At 58.2% G+C, this 21926-nt stretch carries 22 protein-coding genes; 9 read left to right on the top strand and 13 right to left on the bottom strand.

Annotated elements, in window-relative coordinates; translation table 11 throughout:
• Positions 1-51 precede the first annotated feature (51 nt).
• The 3 genes from tcuB to AC2FLZ_RS07305 are packed head-to-tail and all read right to left on the bottom strand — an operon-like array spanning position 52 to position 3207.
• Positions 52-1131, bottom strand: coding sequence for a tricarballylate utilization 4Fe-4S protein TcuB (gene tcuB / locus AC2FLZ_RS07315; protein WP_496809500.1), 1080 nt, complete (start codon positions 1129-1131; stop codon positions 52-54).
• A complete protein-coding gene (gene tcuA, locus AC2FLZ_RS07310; protein ID WP_480911651.1) occupies positions 1121-2515 on the bottom strand; it encodes an FAD-dependent tricarballylate dehydrogenase TcuA in 1395 nt (464 codons plus the stop codon). Before tcuA ends, tcuB begins: the two co-directional genes overlap by 11 nt.
• 11 nt (positions 2516-2526) lie before the next feature.
• On the bottom strand, positions 2527-3207 hold the full coding sequence (locus AC2FLZ_RS07305; RefSeq protein ID WP_480484186.1) for a GntR family transcriptional regulator: 681 nt from the start codon (positions 3205-3207) through the stop codon (positions 2527-2529).
• 78 nt (positions 3208-3285) lie between these two features.
• On the opposite strand from AC2FLZ_RS07305, the gene AC2FLZ_RS07300 reads away from it, so the two are divergent.
• Positions 3286-4350 (top strand): AbrB family transcriptional regulator, encoded by a 1065-nt coding sequence (locus tag AC2FLZ_RS07300; RefSeq protein ID WP_480487417.1) that lies wholly within the window; start codon positions 3286-3288, stop codon positions 4348-4350.
• Here AC2FLZ_RS07300 and AC2FLZ_RS07295 read toward each other — a convergent pair.
• The 5 genes from AC2FLZ_RS07295 to AC2FLZ_RS07275 all read right to left on the bottom strand — a co-directional run bounded on the left by AC2FLZ_RS07295 (position 4319) and on the right by AC2FLZ_RS07275 (position 9876).
• Positions 4319-5299, bottom strand: coding sequence for a D-2-hydroxyacid dehydrogenase family protein (locus AC2FLZ_RS07295; RefSeq protein WP_496882012.1), 981 nt, complete (start codon positions 5297-5299; stop codon positions 4319-4321). The genes AC2FLZ_RS07300 and AC2FLZ_RS07295 overlap by 32 nt on opposite strands.
• Positions 5296-5532 (bottom strand): hypothetical protein, encoded by a 237-nt coding sequence (locus AC2FLZ_RS07290; RefSeq protein ID WP_496882011.1) that lies wholly within the window; start codon positions 5530-5532, stop codon positions 5296-5298. Before AC2FLZ_RS07290 ends, AC2FLZ_RS07295 begins: the two co-directional genes overlap by 4 nt.
• A 51-nt stretch (positions 5533-5583) precedes the next feature.
• The gene (locus tag AC2FLZ_RS07285) at positions 5584-6672 is read right to left on the bottom strand and encodes a 4-oxalomesaconate tautomerase (RefSeq protein WP_480607954.1); all 1089 of its coding nucleotides are present in this window, start codon (positions 6670-6672) and stop codon (positions 5584-5586) included.
• Between the two features lie 10 nt (positions 6673-6682).
• A complete protein-coding gene (locus tag AC2FLZ_RS07280) occupies positions 6683-8713 on the bottom strand; it encodes a tripartite tricarboxylate transporter permease (RefSeq protein ID WP_496882010.1) in 2031 nt (676 codons plus the stop codon).
• A gap of 74 nt (positions 8714-8787) precedes the next feature.
• Positions 8788-9876 carry a tricarboxylate transporter gene (locus tag AC2FLZ_RS07275; RefSeq protein ID WP_480554983.1) on the bottom strand — a complete coding sequence of 363 codons (1089 nt, stop codon included), beginning with the start codon at positions 9874-9876 and terminating at the stop codon, positions 8788-8790.
• Between the two features lie 139 nt (positions 9877-10015).
• Here AC2FLZ_RS07275 and AC2FLZ_RS07270 point away from each other — a divergent pair, with 139 nt between their 5' ends.
• The 6 genes from AC2FLZ_RS07270 (at position 10016) to AC2FLZ_RS07245 (ending at position 15445) form a co-directional block, all read left to right on the top strand.
• Positions 10016-10684: a response regulator transcription factor gene (locus tag AC2FLZ_RS07270; protein WP_480505559.1), complete on the top strand. Its 669-nt coding sequence runs from the start codon at positions 10016-10018 to the stop codon at positions 10682-10684.
• Positions 10681-12048, top strand: a complete 1368-nt coding sequence (locus AC2FLZ_RS07265; RefSeq protein WP_480554984.1) for a sensor histidine kinase — start codon at positions 10681-10683, stop codon at positions 12046-12048. Before AC2FLZ_RS07270 ends, AC2FLZ_RS07265 begins: the two co-directional genes overlap by 4 nt.
• Before the next feature lie 555 nt (positions 12049-12603).
• A complete protein-coding gene (locus tag AC2FLZ_RS07260) occupies positions 12604-12771 on the top strand; it encodes a hypothetical protein (RefSeq protein WP_209598391.1) in 168 nt (55 codons plus the stop codon).
• Positions 12772-12879: 108 nt separating this feature from the next.
• Complete coding sequence (locus AC2FLZ_RS07255) at positions 12880-13257, top strand: lysozyme inhibitor LprI family protein (protein ID WP_480474203.1); 378 nt, start codon at positions 12880-12882, stop codon at positions 13255-13257.
• A gap of 93 nt (positions 13258-13350) precedes the next feature.
• On the top strand, positions 13351-14538 hold the full coding sequence (gene rlmN / locus AC2FLZ_RS07250) for a dual-specificity RNA methyltransferase RlmN (protein WP_480493907.1): 1188 nt from the start codon (positions 13351-13353) through the stop codon (positions 14536-14538).
• 286 nt (positions 14539-14824) lie between these two features.
• Positions 14825-15445 (top strand): cytochrome P460 family protein, encoded by a 621-nt coding sequence (locus AC2FLZ_RS07245; protein WP_480493906.1) that lies wholly within the window; start codon positions 14825-14827, stop codon positions 15443-15445.
• On the opposite strand, the gene AC2FLZ_RS07240 is transcribed toward AC2FLZ_RS07245, so the two are convergent.
• From AC2FLZ_RS07240 to AC2FLZ_RS07230, 3 genes are all read right to left on the bottom strand, one after another.
• The gene (locus tag AC2FLZ_RS07240; protein WP_480493905.1) at positions 15442-17100 is read right to left on the bottom strand and encodes a U32 family peptidase; all 1659 of its coding nucleotides are present in this window, start codon (positions 17098-17100) and stop codon (positions 15442-15444) included. The genes AC2FLZ_RS07245 and AC2FLZ_RS07240 overlap by 4 nt on opposite strands.
• A 64-nt stretch (positions 17101-17164) precedes the next feature.
• Entirely contained in the window at positions 17165-17503 is a 339-nt protein-coding gene (locus AC2FLZ_RS07235) for a hypothetical protein (protein ID WP_496882009.1), read from the bottom strand.
• The gene (locus AC2FLZ_RS07230) at positions 17500-18420 is read right to left on the bottom strand and encodes a DnaJ C-terminal domain-containing protein (protein ID WP_496882008.1); all 921 of its coding nucleotides are present in this window, start codon (positions 18418-18420) and stop codon (positions 17500-17502) included. Before AC2FLZ_RS07230 ends, AC2FLZ_RS07235 begins: the two co-directional genes overlap by 4 nt.
• A 159-nt stretch (positions 18421-18579) precedes the next feature.
• Here AC2FLZ_RS07230 and AC2FLZ_RS07225 point away from each other — a divergent pair, with 159 nt between their 5' ends.
• A complete protein-coding gene (locus tag AC2FLZ_RS07225; RefSeq protein WP_267363718.1) occupies positions 18580-18963 on the top strand; it encodes a hypothetical protein in 384 nt (127 codons plus the stop codon).
• Here AC2FLZ_RS07225 and AC2FLZ_RS07220 read toward each other — a convergent pair whose 3' ends face one another.
• Together AC2FLZ_RS07220 and AC2FLZ_RS07215 are read right to left on the bottom strand one after the other, a co-directional pair.
• On the bottom strand, positions 18964-20064 hold the full coding sequence (locus AC2FLZ_RS07220) for a cystathionine gamma-lyase (protein WP_496715341.1): 1101 nt from the start codon (positions 20062-20064) through the stop codon (positions 18964-18966).
• A 3-nt stretch (positions 20065-20067) separates the two neighbouring features.
• Positions 20068-20910, bottom strand: coding sequence for an LOG family protein (locus AC2FLZ_RS07215; RefSeq protein WP_480484157.1), 843 nt, complete (start codon positions 20908-20910; stop codon positions 20068-20070).
• 79 nt (positions 20911-20989) lie between these two features.
• Here AC2FLZ_RS07215 and AC2FLZ_RS07210 point away from each other — a divergent pair, with 79 nt between their 5' ends.
• The gene (locus AC2FLZ_RS07210) at positions 20990-21901 is read left to right on the top strand and encodes a threonine/serine dehydratase (RefSeq protein WP_480554992.1); all 912 of its coding nucleotides are present in this window, start codon (positions 20990-20992) and stop codon (positions 21899-21901) included.
• Positions 21902-21926 lie beyond the last annotated feature (25 nt).

The following is a 21926-nucleotide window of genomic DNA, read 5'->3' as shown; positions in this document are numbered from 1 at the left end:
ATATTTGATCCTATTGCATGTTCTTTCTGCTCACTCAGACGCGACGGGCTGTTAACGGACCATGGACGCATCTCTTTTTCGTTGTGCGTCTCGGACCAGCGCCGCAAGCCGATAGAAGCCGTGTGCCATTTTTGTGTAGGGCGTCAGCAGGAAGAAGGTCAGGACCGATCCGAGGTGGATGGCCAGCAGTGCGGGCATCAGAGGTGTTGAACCGAGGGCGTAAAGAACCGGCCCGCTGAGCCCCACAAACCCGAGCAACAGGATGAAGCCGATATCCCCGCCCCAGGCCGACGGATCGCCGAGGTCTCGGTCTGACTTTAGCTTGAGCAGCGCCATCGCACCGCACCCCACCGTCAGCAGAAGCCCCCCGGAAATCCCGAACAGTTTCGGCAACGACCAGAACCCGTAAGGCGCGTACATTCCGAAGACATAGTGCATGATCGTCGCCACCGAGGTCGACGCAAAGCACAGCAGAAAACCATACATAACAGCGTGGTGGATGTGACGTCGGCCCTGACTGAACCGGTCTTCGTCCTCGAAGTTACAACCCTCGCCATGGCCTGCGGCCAGATCCTGCATCTTGCCCGCGCGTTTGAGCGCAACCGTCAGATCAGACATCTGGATCGGTTTGCCACCAACCTCTGCCCAATAGCGCCTCAGGCTGAAGGCGATACTGAACAGAGGAAGCAGGAATGCAGGCGCAAAGATCGCGACCATCGTGTTGTGGGACAGGACGGCATAAAACCCTTCGCCTCCACTGGAACCGATGGCGCGGGTCGCCCAGAACAACAGGGCAAATCCGACCACCAACGCCAGGGCGATGGCTCCGCCATGGGTGTGGAACCGGCGTGCCAGCGGCTGCGGCCAGGCGAAGCTTTCCCAACTGTCGCGCCGCACTTCAGCCAGCGCCTTGGGCAGGTTCAGGTCAAACGCGTGCGGGGCGGTGTACTGACAGGCGTAGTAACAGCCCCGGCAGTTGTGGCACAGGTTGGCCAATTGCGTGATGTCCCCATCCGAGAACGCGCGCGCTGCGTGCAGCGACGGGAAGACCGAGCAATAACCCTCGCAATAGCGGCAGGCGTTGCAGATCTCGGCCTGGCGGCGGGCTTCCTGAATAAGATCAGTTTGCATAAGCGGCGGCCTCTCGTCCTGCGATGCGTCCAAAGACAGTTCCGATGGTCATGCCAAAGCCCGCCAGATAGCCTTGCCCAAGGATGGACCCGGCCATCGTTTCCCCGGCCGCCCAAAGGTTTTTGATCTTGCCGCTTGGGGTCGAGCACTGGGCTGTCTCGTCAACCTTCAACCCAAGATAGGTAAAGGTCACGCCGGTCCGCATCGAGTAGCCGTAAAACGGCGGTTCGGTAATTGGGCGCGCCCAGTTGGTCTTGGGCGGGATCAGGCCCGAGGTCGCCACCCCGTCCAGTTCGGTCGGATGAAACCCGCTGGTGTCACCGCAGGCGGCGTTGAATGCGCTGACGGTTGCTTTCAGTTTCTCCGCGGGCAGGTCCATCATCCCGGCCAATTCGTCCAACGTGTCCGCCTTTAGCGGAGGGAACACGGACGGCATGAACAGGTTCAGCGATTTGGCGTCGATGATGGCATATCCCACCTGATCCGGCTGCGCCGCCACCAAACGGCCCCAGATCGCGTAGCGTTTGGGCCAGACGTCTTCGCCCTCGTCATAGAACCGCTCGGCATGTTTGTTCACGACGATGGAAAACGGAACGCAGTCCAGACGGGTGACGATGCCGCCGTCGAATTTCGGCGCGCGCCCGTCGATGGCAACGGCGTGGCATTGGGTCGGGTCGCCAACGCTTTCTACTCCTTGGTCCAGCAGATCAGACAGGACAACGCCTCGGTTGTAAGGCGTTCCCCGGATCAGGAAGTTCTTGGCAGGTTCACCCCAGGCTCGGGTGAGCCAATCCGTGTCGGCCTGAAAGCCGCCGGAGGCAACGATGACCGCCTTGGGCGCGATGCGATGAGACTGGCCTTCATAGCTATAGTCGACCCACTCGATCCGATCACCATTCAGTTCCAAATGCGTGACGGCGGCTTCGTACAGCACATCTACACCCAAACCTGCCGCCGTGCGGTAATAGGCATTCACCAGAGATTTGCCGCCCCCCATGAAAAACGCATTGGTCTGTGCCAATGACAATGTGCCGGAAAGCGACGGCTGAAACCGGACCCCGTGTTCTTGCATCCAGGGAAGGCATTCTTCCGACGTGCGGATCGCCAACCGGGCAAGATGTTCATCGGTTTTTCCACCGGTGACTTTCAGCAGATCCGAGAGGTATTCGTCTTCGCTATACGCCTCGACGAGCGGACCCAACGGGCCCGAATGCATGCAGCGAAAATTGCGCGTATGGCGTGAGTTTCCGCCGCGATAAGGTTTTGGCGCCGTTTCAAGGATCAGAACACGGGCGCCTGCCTCGGCTGCAGTCATCGCAGCGCAGAGAGCCGCATTGCCGCCACCGATCACAGCGATATCGTAAGCTTCCTTTGGGGTGGCCATATCCTGTCTACCTACTGGCTTTCGTCGATTGAGCGGTCGCGGTCCTGCAACGCGCGGATGCGCATCCGCTGCGCAGCCTGAATATGCGCGCGCATCTCTGTCTCGGCCGCTGCGCCATCGCGGGCCTTCAAAGCCGCCATGATGCGCCGATGCTCGGCCACTGCGGCCTCGGCGCGGTCGCTATCCAGCAATTGCGAGGGACCCAGGATCAACAGCGCCTTTTGCAAGGACAACATGGATTTTGCCAGAAATCGGTTCTTGGCCGCATCCAGAAGTGTTTCGTGAAAGATCTTGTTGATTTGGGCCGCATCGGGGCCAGTACCCGCCTCGGCCAGCCGGTCGTTCAGAACTTCAAGCTCGTCCAGTTCGACATCAGACGCCGCGCGGGCTGCCAGACGGGCCGCTGTCCCTTCAAGCACGGCGCGCATCTCATAGAGTTCCATGACCTCGGCGTAATCCAGACTGCGCACGGTGGCACCTTGCCGTGGCACATGCGTGACCAGCCCGTCGGCCTCCAACTGCCTTATCGCCTCGCGTACCGGGGTACGGCTGACGCCCAACCGTTCAGACAGCTCAATCTCACGCAGCCGGTCGCCGGGCAAAAGAGTGCCCTCGCGAATCTCGCCCAGCAGGCGCTGATACGCAGAATTGCCTTGTGGGCCAGGTTGTAACGGGTCGTCCTGAAGGGTCATCGCAGGCTCTCTTGTCATCTTGCGTCCAGTTGTATACACATGGATACATTATAAGTCAACGAAGCTGGAACGCTTACCTTGCACAGCCAAACTGATACCCCCTCTCTTCTGACGAAACGGGCCGTCACGCTCGGCCTGGCGGTGTTGGGCACAGGAGTATTTTGGGCGCTAAACCTGCCGCTACCTTTTCTGTTCGGGCCAATGAGCGCATGTTTGATTGCAGCTCTTGCGCACGCACCGATGGAAGGCTTTGGACAGGTCTCGGTTGCCGCCCGCACTATACTGGGCGTGGCGGTAGGGGCATCGATTACGCCGGCTCTGTTTGCTGAATTGCCAAAAATGGCCGCGTCAATTGCGCTGATCCCGTTCTTCATCCTGCTAATCGCGCTGGTAGGTGTGCCATTCTTTCGCAAATTCTGGGGCTTTGACTCCACAACGGCTTTCTACGCAGCCATGCCGGGCGGTTTGCAAGACATGATCATCTTTGGCACTGAGGCGGGGGCCAATCCGCGTACCTTGTCCTTGATCCACGGTACGCGCGTGCTGATCATCGTGACGTTGGCCCCCTTGTTCCTCACCGTGTTCTATGATGCCCAACTCACCAATCCGATTGGCGAGCCCGCGCACAACCTGCCAATACATGAATTGGCGCTGATGGTTCTGGCCGCCATTATCGGCTGGAAAGGCGGGGAGCGGATCGGCCTGTTCGGGGCGTCAATCCTGGGGCCAATGATCCTTACAGCCGCCTTGTCACTGGGCGACTTAATTCATACCCGACCGCCTCGCGAGGCCATCCTTGCAGCGCAGTTTTTCATTGGCTGCGGAATTGGTGTGAAATTCGTAGGTGTCACATGGGTCGAACTACGCCGGGTAGTGGCAGCGGGCTTCGCCTATGTCATTGTCCTTGCCGTCCTGGCAGCCACTTTCACCGCCGTTGTCACCACCTTGGGACTGGGCCAACCTGTCGAGGCGTTTCTGGCCTTCGCGCCCGGTGGGCAGGCAGAGATGACGGTGCTGGCCATCGTCTCGGGCGCGGATTTGGGCTTTGTGATCACCCACCATCTGACAAGGATCGTGCTGGTGATCATCGGTGCGCCCATCGCCGCGAATCTTATTCTGCGTTGGTCCAAACCTCGGGGTTGATCATGTGGATCGGAGCGCCTTCGGCATAGGCGTTCACCTGATCGAAAATATCCGCGAATTGCAGGTCGAACTCGTCTTCAGTGACAAAGCCGATATGTGGGGTCGCGATCAGGTTGGGATGTGACAAAAGCGGGTCGGTCGGATCAATCAGTGGCTCGGAATCAAACACATCAATCGCCGCTTTGCCGGGGCGACCGACGTTCAGCGCCTCAAGCAAAGCACCAGGTGCGATCAGCCCGGCTCGCGAGGTGTTCACAAACAGCGCCTCCGGCTGCATCTGTGCGAAATCCGATGCGGTGATGATCCCGCGCGTATCCGGTTTCAAGCGCACATGGACCGAGACAACATCGCTGCTGCCAAAGAACGCTTCACGGCTGGGCGCGACCTGTGCGCCATCCGCCTGCGCACGCGCCCGGCCTTCTACGGATGACCACCAGACCACATTCATCCCAAAGGCCTCGGCATAACTTGCAATGGCGCGAGCAATGCGGCCATAGCCATAGAGCGCTAACTGACGCCCCCGCAGCGTCTTGCCCACGCCCGCCTGCCAGTGCCCTGCTTTGACCGAGGCCATTTGTGCGGGCAAATCCCGCATCCCGACCATGATTAGCGCCCAAGTAAGTTCAGCTGCAGCATAAGACGGCGTTCTGCCGTGCATGTTTGAGCACAGCAGCACGTCTTGATCTGTACAGGCTTCGACATCGACATGCGGATAAACGCTGCGCTGGCTGATAAGTTTCAGGTTTGGTAATTTCTCCAGCAAGGCGCGGGTGACTTTGGTACGTTCGCGGAACAGGACAAGCACCTCCGCGTCATGCAGTCGTTCGGCCAGAGTGTCAGTTTCTTCGACATGATCCGTCCATAACGTCACCTCATGACCGGTGAGTTTCTCAAAACAAGGCAGGCCACGCAGCGTGTCAAACCAGTCATCAAGAATGTGGACCTTCATCGGCTTTCTATACCCTGCTCGGTGTTCAGTTTTCTTGGCGTCGGCACAAAATGACATGTGTTGAGAGCGGAAAGTGCATTGCGGACCCGTTCGCTTTGATCCAGCAGATGGTTGAACTGCTCATCGCAGCCAGCAATCGGTGTCGGGTAGTCCGCGATGTCCCGCCGTAGGGCCGACTGCGCCAACATGAGTTCCTGACGCGCGATATCGAGGCATTCCGAGCAGTTGTCCATCGTGTCCCTCCCACTATGTATACAATAGTATACTATTTGGGTTGCACTTGATCAACTCCCGTTCCAAACAGACTCAGGCACATAAACATGCCCGTCCGCCAACTTGCGCGCGGTCCGCACCAAACCCGCCGCGTTCACTGTGAACCCGTCGGTGGTGGAAAAATCCACTAACACGTCGATATTGCCCGAGGCGTGTTCCAGAACGACTTCAGCCGGGCTGTTCGTGGGGCGATCCAGCAAACCGTCGGCGACGGTTCCGGGAGTCAAAGCGCAAGACGCCATGCATTGCGCGCCGGTGACCGCCATGGTCGGGTGGGTTTTCCACGGCATGAAATACCGCACTGCGAGCGTTCCGCCTTCTCTGGCCGGAGCAACAAGGCCGAACTTAGGGGTGACCGATTTGGACACATCCCCCATACCCATCCGCTGCCCTGCTTCGATCCTAACGGCCTCCATCCGGTCAAAGAACGCGCGGTTTGCGTCCAGCTCATTGGCGCTCTCATAGCCCGTCAATCCGAAGTCTGTGGCGCGGGCGATAGCCATCGGCATAGCGACATCCATGCAGGTCAGTTCGACGCCCTGAACTGCATCGCGCAGGTTGCCCGTAGGCAGGAACGCTCCGGTGGCCGAGCCCACCACGCCCATGAAACTCAACTGCACCGGCGCTGAATGACCGGGAACGCCGGCGATCTCCGCATCACCCTCATAGGTCAATTCGCCCCCGGGTGTATTCACCTTGGCCACGATCCGAGCCCCAGTGTTGACGGCCCGAATGCGAACTTCAGTTTCATCACCCTGCGGTTTGAACAAGCCCATCTCGATGGCAGCAGGGGCAACGCCAGACAGGATATTGCCGCAAGTGGGTTTGAAATCGACCAGCTTGTCCTCGACCGAGACCTGCGCGAAGAAATAGTCGATATCGGCCCAGTCATCCTCGCCGACCGACAGCATCGCGACCTTTGTGGTCACCGCCGCGCCGCCGCCGATGCCGTCGATGTTCAGCGACTGCCCGGACCCAAGAGCGGCGATCAGCACCTCGGCCAGCGCGTCCAGATCCTCAGGCAAATCCGAGCGGCGGAAATACGGGCCTTTCGACGTGCCGCCACGCATCAAGATATAAGGGATTGCGGTTTGAGTCATTTTGAACCCCTCACTTCAACGGCCAGGGCAGGCTGACCATGTCCTGCAACAGACCTGGCGGGAAATCGCGGTTCAGAGCGCCCGCCATCAGGCACATGAACCCGATGCCGCAGGCGGTCAGGATCAGAGTCATCTGCCAGCTGGACCCGGCGCGGATACGGAGAAAGGCGATCAGGAACCCTATCAGGGCGAGGATGAAGCCCACCACCCACGTGGCCGCGATCAAACTGGCGAACCACGCCAGAGTGGACCACAGACCGTGGGGTGCGCTGGCGTCTTCACCGGCGATTTCCTTGTCGGAAAAGATCACGTCGCCTTCGGGACGTCGCATCATCTGGATCAGAAGGATCACGCAACAGAATAGCGAGACGCTGCCGATAACCAGCGGGATGATCTTGTCGGTCATATTGTAGTCGGGGATCATGTTGGCGTTGACCAATGCGACGATCAGATAGGCCATGATCACCAGCAGAAAGATAAGCGGCGCGCGTTTGGTACCGGCCTGAACATCACCCTCGGCCATGATCATCTTGGCCTGCCGGATACCCAGAATGACCGAAACAACCGTGACCACGATCAGCACGATGACGATAGGGCTGAAGACATATTCCATCCCCTCGCCAAAGCTTTTGCGGAACCGGAATGAGGCGATCTGGAACGCCTGATTGGTGAACTTCTCAACCGGGTTCGACAGAACGAAACCGATCAGGAAGGCCGGGCGCGACCAGTCGAAACGGCGTAAAAAGATGCCGATCAGGCCGATCACGAACAGGGCCAGCAAGTCTTCGAAGTTTTGGCCGGATTGGAACGCCGCAAAGCTGATCAACATGAACAGGAACGGCGCCAGATAGGTGAAGCGGATCGTGGTCAGCTTGGCGATCCCGCCCGATGCCGCGATGCACAGGATGGTCCCGACGACGTTGGCGAACGCCAGCAGCCAGACGATCGAATAGGTGATGTCGAGATTGTCCTTGAGCATGCTCGGACCGACCTCGATATCGCCTGACCCCAGCAAAGCCACCGCGCCGATGAAGATCGCCATCGAGCCTGAACCAGGGATGCCAAACAGCAGAGTTGGCACCAGCCCTCCACCCTCTTTGGCGTTGTTCGAGCTTTCCGGGCCGATGACGCCGCGCACTTCGCCTTTGCCGAAATTGCTCTTGTCCTTGGTGGATTGCACCGAGTGACCGTAGGCGATCCAGTCGACAACCGAGCCGCCGAGGCCGGGAATGACTCCAACAATCACGCCAATGATCGAACAACGCACCGACAGCCATATATTTGCGAACCAGTCTTTGACGCCGTCCAGCCAACCGGCGCCCAGTGAGGCCCCCTTGGCAATCGACCGATCTTGACGCAGCAGCGATACGATCTCGGGCACCGCAAAGATACCCAGGCCAACGATGACCAGCTTCAAACCGTCCGTCAGATAAGGAATGTCGTAAGTTGCCATGCGCAGCGAACCGCCTGCATCCGCCTCACCAATCGTGCCGACCATCAGGCCCAGACCGGCGGCGGCGACTCCTTTCAGCGGGATCCGCCCGGCCAAAATGGCGACCATCGACAGGCCGAGAATTGTGATCATCAACATCTCGGGCAGGCCGAAGGCCAGAACGATGGGTCGCGCGATAAGTATGAACATGGTCAGGAAGGTCGCGCCGACGAGCCCTCCGAATAGGGACGAGGAAAAGGCTGCTGACAAGGCCCGTGCAGCCTCGCCCTTTTTCGCCATCGGAAAGCCGTCCAGCACGGTGGCCTGCGAAGCAGAACTGCCGGGGATGCCCATCAAGACGGACGCAAACGTGTCCGAGGTCGGCACCACCGCGACCATCCCGATCATCAGCGCCAGACCAAGGATCGGGTCCATTCCGAACATGAAAGGCAACAGCAGGGACAGACCGGCAATACCGCCAAGCCCCGGAAAGACGCCCACAGCCAGCCCCATGACGACGCCGAGAATGAGATACCCCAGAACGATGGGTTGCAGGATCAAACCCCACGCGTCACCAAGCGCAGGTAGAGCGGTGGCGAAAACCTCCATAGCGGCCGCCTTTCATAAACTGTTTTGTATGTAGAGAAACGCGCGCCCTTCGTTGGGCGCGACGACGTGTCAGCTTAGTTCAGCTCGACGCCGTAGGCCTCTTTCAGCCAGTTCAGGACGTATTGCTTGGCATTGTCATCCACATTGGTCGCCGTCTGCAGAGCAGATTTCGAGCCGTCGCCGACGAACACCGGATACTTGCCGACGTGCTTCGAGGAGATATCAGCAAAATCACCCCGCTCGGTCACTGCTTGAAACGCTGCGGTATAGGCGTCGACGACCTCTTGCGGCGTGTCACCGGGCAGGAAGGCCAGCTTTTGAACCGGGAAACCTGCCACGAAGAAGGCTTTCCATGCGTCCCATGCCTCACCACTGGTTTCGCAGCCATCGGTGGCCTCGCAGACCTCCTTGAAAGTCGGAATGTCCGGGAAGGTCGGGTCACGAACGATATTGCCATCAGCATCCAATGCGCCCCAAGTCATCATGGGAACGGCCTGACCGGCTTCGACCAGCGGGACCGAACCACCCAGATAGCCCGAGGACGTCTGGTAATCTATATTGGCTTCACCACGTTCAAACATCAGCCGACCATCCCCGCGGCCTTTGATCCCAAATACCGGTTCCACATTCATACCCAACATCTGCCAGGCCAGCAGAGGCACAAGGTCCAAACGGGTTGCACCCTGCGAGCCGTAGATGAAATTGGTGTCCTTCAGCGCATTGGCAGAGCCGTCAAACTTGGCTCCGTCCTCGGCGTTCAGATACGCAACACCACCCGTTCCAGATGCCATTACCGGAATCCAATCGTTGTATTCATAGCGTACGCGGGGATCGCTCAGCAGATACGGGAACTGAGTAGACCCGGACGTGCCAAACAACAGGGTACCGTCATCATGGCTTTTTTCCTGAAACCAGTTCGCGCCTTTGGTTGATCCCGCGCCCGGCATGAACTTGACCACCACAGTCGGCTGACCGGGCAATGCCTCGGATAATAGTGGCGCGAAGAAGTTGGCCCATTTAGCCGACCCGCCCGTTTCCGAGAACGGAATGACCCATTCGATGGTCTTGCCCGAGAAATCGACCTCGGCAGCGGCAGGTGCAGCGAATCCGGCAGCGGCGATCAGCCCCACGACGGCACGACGAGTGAAGTTGGAAATGGCCATTGGTTCCTCCCTGTTGACCAGACAACCACGTCGGCGCCCTCCGCGCCACCGTGATTGCAATTAGAACTGCGGGGTTGATTCCCCCTCCCATCTGGCAATCATGGGGCGCCAACCTTGCGCGAAACTTGCGGGAGACCTGATGCGGATCGTCATCGTCGAGGATAATGAGACCCTTGCCAACGCCATTGCCTATCGCCTGCGGGATCGGGGCCATGCCGCTGACGTGCTGACAGATGGCGGCGCGGCCGATTTGTATCTGGAGCAAGAAGGCGCAGATCTGATCGTTCTGGACATCAACCTGCCGGGTCGGTCTGGGCTTGAGATTTTGCGGTCCCTTCGCAACCGGGGTGACAGCGCGCCCGTCATCCTGCTGACCGCGCGCACCGAGACCAGCGACCGCGTTTCGGGTCTGGATATGGGCGCCGACGATTACTTAGTGAAACCCTTCGAGATGGATGAACTCGAGGCCCGCATCCGTGCCCTGTCCCGCCGCAAACAACTGGATTACGGTGCGCGCGAAACGATCGGAGACCTGGAATTCGACCGCACCGCCCGGCAGGTGAGCGCAAAGGGCCAAGTTCTCGATGTGCCGCGTCGGGAAATGGCTGTGCTTGAATGCCTGCTGGAACGTCGCGGCAGGATCGTCCCCAAAAGTCAGTTGATCGACTACGTCTACGGCGTGGGAGCCGATGTCGACGATTCGGCCGTCGAGCCGCATGTGTCACGACTGCGAAAACGCCTTCAGAACCTTGGCATCCGGATCAAGACCGCCCGTGGCCTTGGATATCTGCTAGAGGTGCAGAAGTGATCCGGCACGGCTCACTCAGGCTCAGGCTTTTCATTCTGATCCTGACGCCATTGGTGCTGCTCGCAATCCTGCTTGGATACTGGCGCTACACGGTTGCTCAACAAACGGCACAGGAGCTTTTTGACGACAGCCTATTGTCCGCCGGTCTGGCCATTTCTCGCGATGTGGCGGTGTCAGAAGGCGATGCCCTGTCGCCCACCACGCGCAGCTTGATCCGCGACGCATCGGGCGGAGAGATTTTTTATCACGTGACCGGACCCGGTGGCATCTACGTCACAGGGTATGCATACCCTCCGGCCGCTGCAAACCCGTCTGAGCAAGACGCGTACCAGCCGAGGTTTTTCGAGGCGATCTATCGGGATGAGCCGGTGCGCGTACTGAAAATGACCGAGCGCGTCACACTTGATAACCTGGTGGGCGATGCGACAGTAACAGCTTGGCAACGCGTTGCCGATCGCAACGCCTTTGCCAACGAACTGTCGATCCGCGCGGCGATCCTGATGGGTATCTTGCTGGCCACCCTTGCTGTTGTCGTGTGGTTCGGGGTCGCACGCGGGTTGCGGCCCTTGCTGGATTTGCAGGATGCGATCGACCTACGCTCACCTGACGACCTGAGCGAAATCAAACGCCCGGTCCCGGTCGAGGTTTATGGTATTGTTCAGACCCTGAACCGGCTGTTTGGACAGGTCGAGCACAGCATCAACGCCCATCAGGTGTTTATCTCAGAAGCCGCGCACCAGCTGCGAAATCCGGCGGCAGCGGTCCAGTCCATGGCCGAGGCGTTGCGGGACGCAAGATCGGATGAGGACAAGGACAAACGGATTATCGAGCTTGTGTCGGCAGCGAAAAACTCCGCCACGGTGGCCGAGCAGCTATTGTCGTTGGAGCGGTTGCGGCAACCTACGCATCAGGATCAGATGGACAAGATTGATTTCCGTGCGGTTGTGGAAGAAGCCTGCGCTGACATGGGTGTACAGATCCTCGCAAAAGGGATCGAGTTTGATGTTACGATGCCGGACTCGACAATTCCGGTTTCAGGAGATCAGGTTTTTTTAACTGAGGCCATCAAAAACCTGCTGGACAACGCAGTTAAGCACGGTGGGACTAAGTTGAGCCAAATTTCAGTCGCGCTGCGCTCTGATGGCGAGAACGTAAAGCTTACCGTATCCGATGACGGAACCGGCCTTTCACCCGAACAAAGCGAAGCCGTTTTCAGTCGATTTTCGCAGCTGGAATATTCCGAAGGCAGCGGTTTAGGGTTGTCGATTGTCTCAGCTGTAGCGAAGCGCCACGGAGGAGTGGCCGCGATCAACCAAGTCGAAAAAGGAGCAAGCGTCACGCTTCAGCTTCCCATAGCCCTGTAGTTTGTTTCAATTTCTGCTCGGAACCCGAAACCTGTCACAATCAAAGAGAGTTTTTCGATTACAGCGAATGACCGGTTTCCACCCCAGGTGCCGGGCACGGTGGTCTTGATACGTCTTCACCGGACTTTGAAGCCTTTTGCAGCGAAATGGCGCTTGGTCCCGCGTTGCGGTCACTGATCGTTCGCATATCAACCCAATCCGCTCGCGTTGTGCGCGGCGAGTTGAAGGCCAAGACTGCGATGTTGACCGGTCTGCGTAAGCCTTTTCTTATTCGTGCCTGTCAGGATGCAGTATCACCAAGCGCCGCTTTCGGTACGCTCCACATTCAAACAGTATGCCACACAAGCGCTTCCGTCGCGGCTATGTTGAAACCTTCTGAGGTGGGAACTCTTCGACACCGCAGAACTCAATCACAACGTGGACCAGTACTGTAATTCCCTCCAGAGCGTGGGTTGTAACTTTACGCAGGATCAACGCGTTTACTTGATCCGTGTCAAAGTGAGCTTTGACGGTTTCTGAACTAATCAGTTCAAGAGAAACCAAGGAGTTGCTACCATGCTGAACAAATCTCTTGCCGCGCTGATGATGATATCGGCCATGCTGCTGAGCGCCTGTGAAAACAAGGGCGAGACTTATCCCGTAACCGGCGAACAATGCGGACCGAATGATCCGGTCAAGACCCTGGATGCCGAAGATTGCTATGTCCCACCCGCGGGTGTCTGACGCGGAACCGCATTTCCGTTGATTCAGAGGGCCAACCTGCATCTAAACCTTTCTGGCAAAACATGTTACTCTGGCCTGACCCCTGCTGAATAGATAAATGAGGCGGCCATGCGTCTGATCTTGATTGCACTGCTTTTGCCAGCCACTGCAACCGCCGACCCGGCGTTGGAATGTTCCGACGCCGGATCACAAGTCGAAATCGGATCCTGCGTCGGAGAGATGGAAACACGGGTGTCGCGTGCGCTGCAGGTGAGTTTTGATTTGGCGGTACAATCTGCCAAGGAGCTGGATGAGGTCACCGGGCGGATAGTGGCTGAACCTGCCCTCATAGCGGCGCAACAAGCCTGGGAAACCTATCGCGATACGCATTGCACCGCCGTCGGTGCGTCGTTTGGTGGCGGATCGGGTACAGGTATCGCAATCACATCATGCCGAGTGAATTTAGGGCGGGCACGCGTTGAAGAACTGTTGAGTTTTGCAGACTGACTGAAACGATTCCTTTTGATCTTTGCACAGGTTCCTATATAGAGGCGCATCCCAAGCCAGAATCCTTGAAGATACGCCTCAGCAGGTACCACAATGTCGCCCAAAGCGCCGATCACTCAAGACGTCATGACTCTCCCTCGTAAATTGCCCGAGGGGAAGGTGAACCTTGTCGGTCTCACCCGCGACCGTTTGCGCGAGGTCCTGATCGAACATGGTACGCCTGAAAAGCAGGCAAAGATGCGCACCGGTCAGATCTGGCAGTGGATCTATCAATGGGGCGTGCGCGATTTTTCCCAGATGACGAATCTCGCCAAAGCGTACCGTGCGCAACTGACCGAAAACTTTGTGGTCGAGATCCCTGAGGTCGTGACCCGACAGGTGTCCGAGGACGGCACCCGCAAATATCTGTGCCGGATCGCGGGTGGGCACGAGGTCGAGGTGGTCTACATCCCCGAGGAAGATCGCGGAACGCTGTGCATATCGTCTCAGGTCGGATGTACACTGACATGTTCGTTTTGTCATACCGGCACCCAGAAACTTGTACGTAATTTAACATCTGCCGAAATTGTCGGGCAGATCATGATGGCGCGCGACGATCTTGACGAATGGCCGACCCCTGGTGCACCAAAGGATGAAACGCGCCTTCTGTCGAACATCGTTCTGATGGGAATGGGTGAGCCGCTTTACAATTTCGAAAACGTCCGCGACGCGATGAAGATCGCGATGGACCCCGAGGGGATATCCCTGTCGCGCCGCCGCATCACGCTGTCGACCAGCGGAGTGGTACCCGAAATTGCACGCACCGCCGAGGAAATCGGCTGTCTGCTGGCGATCTCGTTCCATGCAACCACGGATGAAACCCGCGACGTTCTGGTCCCGATCAATAAGCGCTGGAATATCAATGAGTTGTTGCAGGCGCTGGCCAGCTATCCCAATGCCTCGAACTCCGAGCGGATCACGTTCGAGTACGTGATGCTGGACGGTGTGAATGACAGTGACGAGGATGCCCATCGTTTGATCGACCATATCAAGCACCACAAGATTCCGGCCAAGATCAACCTGATCCCGTTCAACGAATGGCCCGGTGCACCGTACAAGCGCAGCTCGAACAACCGCATCCGCGCTTTTGCCAACATCATCTATCAGGCAGGCTACGCCTCTCCCATTCGCAAGACACGGGGCGAGGATATCATGGCGGCGTGCGGCCAGTTGAAATCGGCAACCGAACGTGCCCGCAAATCGCGCAAACAGATTGAGTCCGAAGCCGGTTTAACCCGGTAGTTTTTCTGTCGGGTTCATCATGGATTGGGTGGTCGTGCTTTGATTGTCCAAAATGACCGCCTGCACGCATGAAGTGTGCCTGTAAACTTAATGTTTCAGATACTGATTCAATATGCATAATTTGCTATATTTTAAAGATTCAATGCCGCAGGATGCAGGTTCAAATCGAAGCACAAGGCGGTGAGATTCTGGGACCTGAGCTGGTAAGAGATCCCAGAGCCGCTAGAATAAGAACTCTGTCGTCACGTGGCGCTCAGGCGAACTGATTTTCAGGTGGGTCGTAATAATGGACTCCTATCTACGAATAATTCTCCAGCACAAAGCCATTGCGTGCGCGATACTTCTGATTTCTTCAGGACTGGCAACGGCGGATGGTCACAACGCTCATATCGCGATCGAAAATCCGGCAGAGCTGAGCAAGGATGAGGCCGCGGCCCACTACCATTCACTAAGCCGTCGCATGGCACGGGGGTATGCCGCGGCGCAACTGGATCTGATCCTCAACTACCAAAGCTGGCCGCTTTTTAACGACGCGCCTTATATCTCGGCCACGCACGGGCAGCGTTACGTAAACTCGTATGCCAACCGAATGGCACATAACTACGGGACATTGCAGCAAGGCGAAAAACTTCCCATGGGATCGGTGCTTGCCAAGGACAGCATGACGGTGACCGATGAAGGTCACATACATCCAGGCGCCATGTTCATAATGGAAAAATTGCCAGACGGTACCAGCCCGATCACCGCTGACTGGCGTTATATAATGGTGCTGCCGGACGGGTCGGTGTTCGGGGATACTATGGGGGACCGCGCCAGTGAGGTCGCGTACTGCCATGTCTGTCACGAGCAAGTGGCGGATCGCGACTATACGTTCTTTATCCCCGAAGAATATCGGGTGGGAAACTAAGCCGGTTCACCCGGCAGCTTGAGTTCTGTCGCCTCACGGCGGCTGAGCTGTTCGCCTTGTTTTCGTTTGGACAGTACCTCGCGGGCCAACGCGTATTTGTCATCCTGCCAGAAGATCAGGCATCCGTTGCAGCCCTTGCCGCAGCATCCTTCCGTGCCGATGCGGTTTGTCTTGAACCGGCGTTCGTTACCGTCTTCGCCAATCTTTTCAACCAGATCATCGCGACGGCGTGCATAAGCTGTTGAATTGTCGCGACCGGAGGTTTCCAATCCCTGCACGAGCTTGTCAAAGCGAATGCGGCTCCAGTGTTCGTCGGTCAGGGCGCGTTCCTTGCGCAGCACTGAATAGACCGGAAAACGGGCGCGCAGATCGTCGATATCCTCGTGATCAAACAGGGTGAAAGGCAACCGGATGATGGTTTTTGTGCTGCCATGAACCACGTCCAACCGTGCGCCATCATGGGCGCATTCGAAATCATAGACCCGCAGCAGAACCGTGTCGCGTGCGACTGGCGAGACGAAATCCAGCACATCACCCGGTTCCAGCTTGTTCTTCACCTCAACCAGAAAGGCATCCTCGGTCACTTCGGTGACGATCCCGGCATATTCCCATTGCGAGATCGAGGCCGTGTGTTCGTAATCATGTGCATAGTTTGTCAGCCGACCCTCGTGAAAGGCCAGCGTATAGCCGCGATTTCCGACGGTTTCGAGCTCGCGCATGTAAGGCTTGGGGTCCCAGTTTTCGGGATCCGCGAAATAGTCATCGATGGCCATACGATAGGCCCGCGCGACGATCGCGGCGTAGTATTCCGATTTGCCGCGCCCTTCGACCTTGAGGCTGTCGACACCGATTTTCAGGTACTCGTCCAGCTTCGGCATGATGCAGAGGTCGCGTGAGTTTAGGATGTACGAGCCGCGATCATCCTCTTCGACGGGCATCAGGTCACCGGGGCGACAGCCTTCTTCCAGCAGGAATTCGAACAGGTCGGCGTTTTCTTCGGTGATACGCAATTCCTGATGCGTACCATCCTTGAGGCGCAGTTTCAGACCGTAGTTCCAGCGGCAGGAATTGGCGCAGTTGCCCTGGTTGGCCCCGCGTTCGGCCATGAAATTCGACAGCAGGCAGCGGCCCGAATAGGTCATGCACATAGCGCCGTGCACGAAGGCTTCTAACTTGATATCAGGGCATTTCTCACGGATCTCGACCAGTTCGGGATAGGAAACCTCACGCGCCAGAACCACCAGCTCGGCCCCCTGATCCTGCCAGAACTTCACCGACAACCACGAACAGATATTGGCCTGGGTCGAGATATGCAGCGGCAGTTCGGGCGCGCGCTCGCGGACGTATTGGAATACGCCCGGATCGGCGATGATCAACCCGTCGGGCTGCACCTTGCGCACCGTGTCGATGTATTCGTCCAGTTTCGGGATGTCTTTGTTATGCGAGAACAGGTTCAGTGTCAGGTAGGCGCGCCGGCCATGGTTGTGGCAGAACTCGACCCCTTCAATTACCTCGTCCAGCGAAAACTCGGACTTGGTGCGCAGCGACATATCCGGCGTGCCCAGATACACGGCGTCTGCCCCATAGAGGATGGCGAGTTTAAGTTTGCGCAGATTGCCCGCAGGCATCAGCAACTCGGATCTGGGCTGGGTCATGGAAGCTACCTGACAAAGGATCAAGGCGGCCTTCTACGCCATAATCATTGCGCCCAAAACCCTGTTATCTGCGACGGAACCGCGCTGTGCCGATAACTTCGATCAGTTGTTGGCGCATCGGCTCGGGTTGCGCCTCGACTGCGTTCAGAACCTCACGCAGTTCGGCGCGCAGCCCATGCATCTGATCAATCAGCGAGATCATCATCGACAGCGCATCGGCCTCCATGTCGTATTGCTCGTGCAACTCGCAAGCCAGTTCCAGCCGGGCAACGTCGATACTGTGATAGACCAGCCCCTGCTCCGATTGTTCAGGGATCACGATCTCGGCCGCAAGATATTCGGTCAGGCGGTCAGAGGTCAGGCGCGAGACGGTTTCGATCAGTTCCTTTTCGGTCAGGGTCATGACGACATTCCTTTCCGTGGATCATAGCGGTGCGTTTCGCGCCAAGTCTCCATGAACTGCCTGAGGTCATCATCGATCTTGTCGGGCAGCGAGACAGTCAATTCGATCAGTTGGTCGCCGCGCTGGGATGAGCCGCGTTTCTTCACCCCCTTGCCGCGCAGGCGAAGGGTTTTACCGCTGCTGGTGCCCGCCGGAACATTGACGTTTACACCGCCATCGATTGTGGGGGCGGCGACTTTGCCGCCCAGAATGGCCTCATCTATGCTGATCGGCAGCGTGATATGGATGTCGTCGCCCTGACGGTCAAACACCGGATGTTTGGTGACCGTGACGGTCACCAACGCATCCCCCGGAGGGCCTTCGCCATAACCCGGAGCACCCTTGCCGCGCAGACGGATGGTTTGACCCTCGGTTATACCGGCGGGGATCTTGACCTCGATCCGGTTACCGTCTGGTAGGGTCAGTTTCTGGCTGGCGCCAAACACGGCATCCAGAAAGCTGATCTGAAGGGAATAGTTCAGGTTATGCCCTGGCGCATGAAATTCATGTCTTTGCTGGCCGCCAAATCCACCGCGGCCGCGCATGAATTCGGCAAAGATGTCCGACATGTCGTCCGGGTCCGCCTGACGCCCGCGATAGGGGTTTCCAGCGGCCTCGGCATAGTCCCGGTAATAGTGTTGTTGCGGGCGTTCCTGACCCGATGCGTCGATTTCGCCATTGTCGAAGCGGGCGCGGGTTTCAGGATCTTTCAACACGTCATACGCGGCGGCGGCGGCCTTGAATTTAGCCTCGGCCTTGGCATCGCCGGGTTTCAGGTCCGGGTGGCATTCCTTGGCAATACGCCTGTAGGCTTTCTTGATTTCGTCGGCGCTGGCGTCTTTCGGGACGCCAAGGACGGAATAGGGATCGTCGCTCATCTCACACTCGCGGGTCAGGGCAGGTCTGATCTTGATGAATGTGTTCTACCACGTGTTTTCAACGGGTCAAAAGGAAGAGGCGATTGAATTGTCTCGAAAAAACTCAGAAGCCTGCTAATATCTTCATATTTCTGATTGTAGATTGACGGAGGCCATCCCATGTCGCGCAGAATCAAATCCGCTTTGGCCCTGCTGGCCGGCAATGCCATCGGGCTGTTGCTGGCTTCGCTGATACTGTCCGGTTTCGCGATCAAACCGATCTCTTTTATCGTGGTTGTGATCGTTTTCACTGTCGTTCAGGTGATCGCCGAGCCCTTGATACTGAAGCTTGGCGAAAAGAAAGCGCCAGCGTTGAAAGGCGGGATTGCCCTGGTCGTGACATTTGTGGGCCTGCTGGTGACCGACCTCATCGCGTCGGGGCTGACCGTTGGTGGTATCTCGAACCTACTGGCGGCGACGCTGCTTGTCTGGCTGGGGGCGCTGATCGCCAGCGTGGTGCTGCCGATCTACGTTTTCAAGGACCTGCGTGCCGCGAAGAAGTAATCACAGCGCGTTCAGGCTGGCCTCGATCGCCTGCCACAGTTCGTCCACCGGTTCGCATCCAACGGACAGGCGGATGAAGGCCGGGTCGACCATATCACCCCATCGCGCGCGGCGTTCGGCCGAGCTGTGAACACCTCCGAAGGATGTGGCGGGGCGCAAAAGCGGGCAGGTGTTGATGAAGGCTTCGGCCTTGTCTTCGCTCTCCAAAGTCAAGGATAGCAGAAATCCGAACCGTGCCGTTTGTGCCTGCGCCAGTGCGTGCGATGGATCATTGGCCAGCCCGGGATAGCGGACCTGTTTGACCGCTGGGTGAACTGCCAACCGTTCTGCTATTACCTGAGCCGAATTGCACATCCGGTCGAACCGGACATCCAGCGTTTCCAACCCGCGATGCAGCAACCATGCCTCATGCGGTCCGGGGATCGAGCCGGAGACCTTCCGCCATTCCTCGACCCGTTCCATGATGTCACTGTTGCGGCTGGCCACATGGCCCATCAGCATGTCGGAATGCCCGCCCATCGCTTTGGTGTCGGACGACACGACCACGTCGATGTCCAAATCCAACGGACGCTGACCCAACGGCGTCATCGTCGTATTGTCGGCAATCGTCACCCCGCCAGCAGACCGCACCTGTTCGGCTGTGGCTTTCAGGTCAATCATGTCCAGACCGGGGTTCGAAGGGCTTTCGACGAACACAACGTCAAACCCGTCAAAACCACCTGCGGCAAACGCAGTGGTCGGGCGCTCTTCAACTGTCACGCCAAGACGCGAAAGGAACCGGTCGGCCAGCAGACGGGTGACATAGTACCCGTCCGAAGGAATCAGAAGGCGCGACCCGGCTTGCACCGTTGCAAAAAGAGCCGCAGAAATTGCGGCCATCCCTGAAGGAAAACTGAGGCAAGGCGCGTCTTCCAGATGGGACAAAACATGCTCAAGATGTACCCAGGTGGGGTTATCGACACGGCCATAGGTCGGGTGACCGTCCGGCACGCCCGGCAGATGGAACATGCTGCTTTGCGTCAGTGGAAGGGCGACGGGTTCGCCTTTTGACAACGCGTTGCCACGTAGGTGGAGCATTTCGCCTGTCTTTGGGGGTTTCATCGCTCAGCGCCCCGGAATTTCGTCGCGGGGCGGGGCGGGTTCCCAGTTCTCGATGATCTCGGCCGCCTCCTGCGCGGTATCGACAAAGCGGAACAGGTCCAAATCCTCCTCCGAGATCGTACCGGCATCCGCCAGTGCGTCCCAGTTGATAACCTTCTCCCAGAACGCGCGGCCAAACAGCAGGAATGGCACGCGATCCATTCTGCCGGTCTGGATCAGGGTCAGGGATTCGAACAGTTCATCCAGCGTCCCAAACCCACCGGGAAAGATGGTGATGGCGCGGGCGCGCATCAGGAAGTGCATTTTGCGGATCGCAAAATAGTGGAAATTAAAGCTGAGCTCTGGCGTCACGAAACTGTTTGGCGCCTGTTCGTGCGGAAGCACGATGTTCAGCCCGATCGAGCACCCGCCCGCTTCGTGTGCACCGCGATTGCCAGCTTCCATCACACCGGGGCCGCCGCCAGTGACGATCACATTCTCGCGGCAGCCGGTTTCTTTTGATTTTACGGTCATCAGCCGGGCAAACTCGCGCGCCTCATCATAATATTTCGACAGGCTGGCCAGAGTCTCTGTCCGCGCGGTGTGCTTTTGCGAGGGTTCGGGAATGCGGGCGCCGCCGAACATTACGATGGTCGACGCGATCTCACGCTCGGTCATGATCATTTCGGGTTTCAGCAACTCAAGCTGCAAGCGTACAGGGCGCAGCTCGTCCCGGCACAGAAACTCGTCATCCGCGAAAGCCAGACGGTAGGCCGGAGAGCGTGTTTGCGGTGTGTCCGGAACCTCTTTCGCGGTCGAGCGGTCGGTCTGCGCATCGCGAAACGGACTGTGACGGTCTTCTCTCATCGGTGATCGATCCCTGCTTGCGTGTTTGACAAACAGCTATAGGGTTCGCGGGCAGAGTGCCAGTCACGGAAAGACGAGAATGAATTGGAAAAGTGAAATATCGGCAGCACGGGACCGCATCGCGGGATATGCGCAAGTGACCCCGGTTATGGAAAGCAACATTCCCGGCTATCCGGTTGAGCTGAAACTCGAGCACATGCAGCATACTGGCAGTTTCAAGGCGCGGGGTGCGTTCAATACGCTGCTCAGCTCGGATGTGCCGCCCGCGGGTGTGGTCGCCGCATCCGGTGGCAATCATGGTGCGGCGGCGGCTTATGCAGCGCAGACGCTGGGTTATCCTGCAAAGATATTTGTGCCGGAACTGGCAGGCCCTTCCAAGATCGCACTGATCCGGCAAACCGGCGCCGACCTGAGCGTTGTTTCCGGTGAATACGCGAACGCGCTGACCGCAGCGCAGGAGCATGAGGCGACGACGGGGGCAATGCAGATCCATGCTTATGACGCCCCGGCCACGGTGGCTGGGCAAGGAACCTGTTTTGCGGAATGGGACGCCCAGGGCTTGCAGGCGGATACGGTACTGGTCGCTGTTGGTGGCGGCGGGCTGATCGCCGGGGCGCTGGCCTGGTTCGGTGGCGCGCGCAAGGTTGTGGCGGTCGAGCCGGAAACGTCCTGCGCGTTGAATGCAGCGTTGCGCGCTGGTGAGCCGGTTGATGTTTCCGTGTCGGGCATCGCCGCAAACGCGCTGGGCGCGCGGCGGATCGGCGAAATTTGTTTTGAATTGGCACAGGGTATGAGTTCGGTTCTGGTGTCAGACGATGCCATCGCGGCGGCACAGCAAGCGCTTTGGCGCGCGCATCGCATTCTGGTAGAGCCTGCGGGCGCGACCGCATTGGCCGCCTTGACCTCGGGTGCGTATCGACCTGAACCGGGTGAGCGCGTGGCCGTTCTGGTTTGTGGTGCAAATATCGCGCCGGACCCGTTCGCTGAGTGAATTATCGGGTTGTGGATGTGGATGG

This window comes from Ruegeria sp. YKSF131 (genome assembly GCF_059612645.1).
Note: the sequence above shows the minus strand (reverse complement) of the source record. Positions and strands in the feature narration are given on the sequence as shown.

What these genes read in the sequence shown, in the direction of transcription:
- tcuB (WP_496809500.1), bottom strand. Translation starts at nt 1,131, where the DNA reads ATGCAAACTGATCTTATTCAGGAAGCCCGCCGCCAGGCCGAGATCTGC.
- tcuA (WP_480911651.1), bottom strand. Translation starts at nt 2,515, where the DNA reads ATGGCCACCCCAAAGGAAGCTTACGATATCGCTGTGATCGGTGGCGGC.
- AC2FLZ_RS07305 (WP_480484186.1), bottom strand. Translation starts at nt 3,207, where the DNA reads ATGACCCTTCAGGACGACCCGTTACAACCTGGCCCACAAGGCAATTCT.
- AC2FLZ_RS07295 (WP_496882012.1), bottom strand. Translation starts at nt 5,299, where the DNA reads ATGAAGGTCCACATTCTTGATGACTGGTTTGACACGCTGCGTGGCCTG.
- AC2FLZ_RS07290 (WP_496882011.1), bottom strand. Translation starts at nt 5,532, where the DNA reads ATGGACAACTGCTCGGAATGCCTCGATATCGCGCGTCAGGAACTCATG.
- AC2FLZ_RS07285 (WP_480607954.1), bottom strand. Translation starts at nt 6,672, where the DNA reads ATGACTCAAACCGCAATCCCTTATATCTTGATGCGTGGCGGCACGTCG.
- AC2FLZ_RS07280 (WP_496882010.1), bottom strand. Translation starts at nt 8,713, where the DNA reads ATGGAGGTTTTCGCCACCGCTCTACCTGCGCTTGGTGACGCGTGGGGT.
- AC2FLZ_RS07275 (WP_480554983.1), bottom strand. Translation starts at nt 9,876, where the DNA reads ATGGCCATTTCCAACTTCACTCGTCGTGCCGTCGTGGGGCTGATCGCC.
- AC2FLZ_RS07270 (WP_480505559.1), top strand. Translation starts at nt 10,016, where the DNA reads ATGCGGATCGTCATCGTCGAGGATAATGAGACCCTTGCCAACGCCATT.
- AC2FLZ_RS07260 (WP_209598391.1), top strand. Translation starts at nt 12,604, where the DNA reads ATGCTGAACAAATCTCTTGCCGCGCTGATGATGATATCGGCCATGCTG.
- AC2FLZ_RS07255 (WP_480474203.1), top strand. Translation starts at nt 12,880, where the DNA reads ATGCGTCTGATCTTGATTGCACTGCTTTTGCCAGCCACTGCAACCGCC.
- rlmN (WP_480493907.1), top strand. Translation starts at nt 13,351, where the DNA reads ATGTCGCCCAAAGCGCCGATCACTCAAGACGTCATGACTCTCCCTCGT.
- AC2FLZ_RS07245 (WP_480493906.1), top strand. Translation starts at nt 14,825, where the DNA reads ATGGACTCCTATCTACGAATAATTCTCCAGCACAAAGCCATTGCGTGC.
- AC2FLZ_RS07240 (WP_480493905.1), bottom strand. Translation starts at nt 17,100, where the DNA reads ATGACCCAGCCCAGATCCGAGTTGCTGATGCCTGCGGGCAATCTGCGC.
- AC2FLZ_RS07235 (WP_496882009.1), bottom strand. Translation starts at nt 17,503, where the DNA reads ATGACCCTGACCGAAAAGGAACTGATCGAAACCGTCTCGCGCCTGACC.
- AC2FLZ_RS07230 (WP_496882008.1), bottom strand. Translation starts at nt 18,420, where the DNA reads ATGAGCGACGATCCCTATTCCGTCCTTGGCGTCCCGAAAGACGCCAGC.
- AC2FLZ_RS07225 (WP_267363718.1), top strand. Translation starts at nt 18,580, where the DNA reads ATGTCGCGCAGAATCAAATCCGCTTTGGCCCTGCTGGCCGGCAATGCC.
- AC2FLZ_RS07220 (WP_496715341.1), bottom strand. Translation starts at nt 20,064, where the DNA reads ATGAAACCCCCAAAGACAGGCGAAATGCTCCACCTACGTGGCAACGCG.
- AC2FLZ_RS07215 (WP_480484157.1), bottom strand. Translation starts at nt 20,910, where the DNA reads ATGAGAGAAGACCGTCACAGTCCGTTTCGCGATGCGCAGACCGACCGC.
- AC2FLZ_RS07210 (WP_480554992.1), top strand. Translation starts at nt 20,990, where the DNA reads ATGAATTGGAAAAGTGAAATATCGGCAGCACGGGACCGCATCGCGGGA.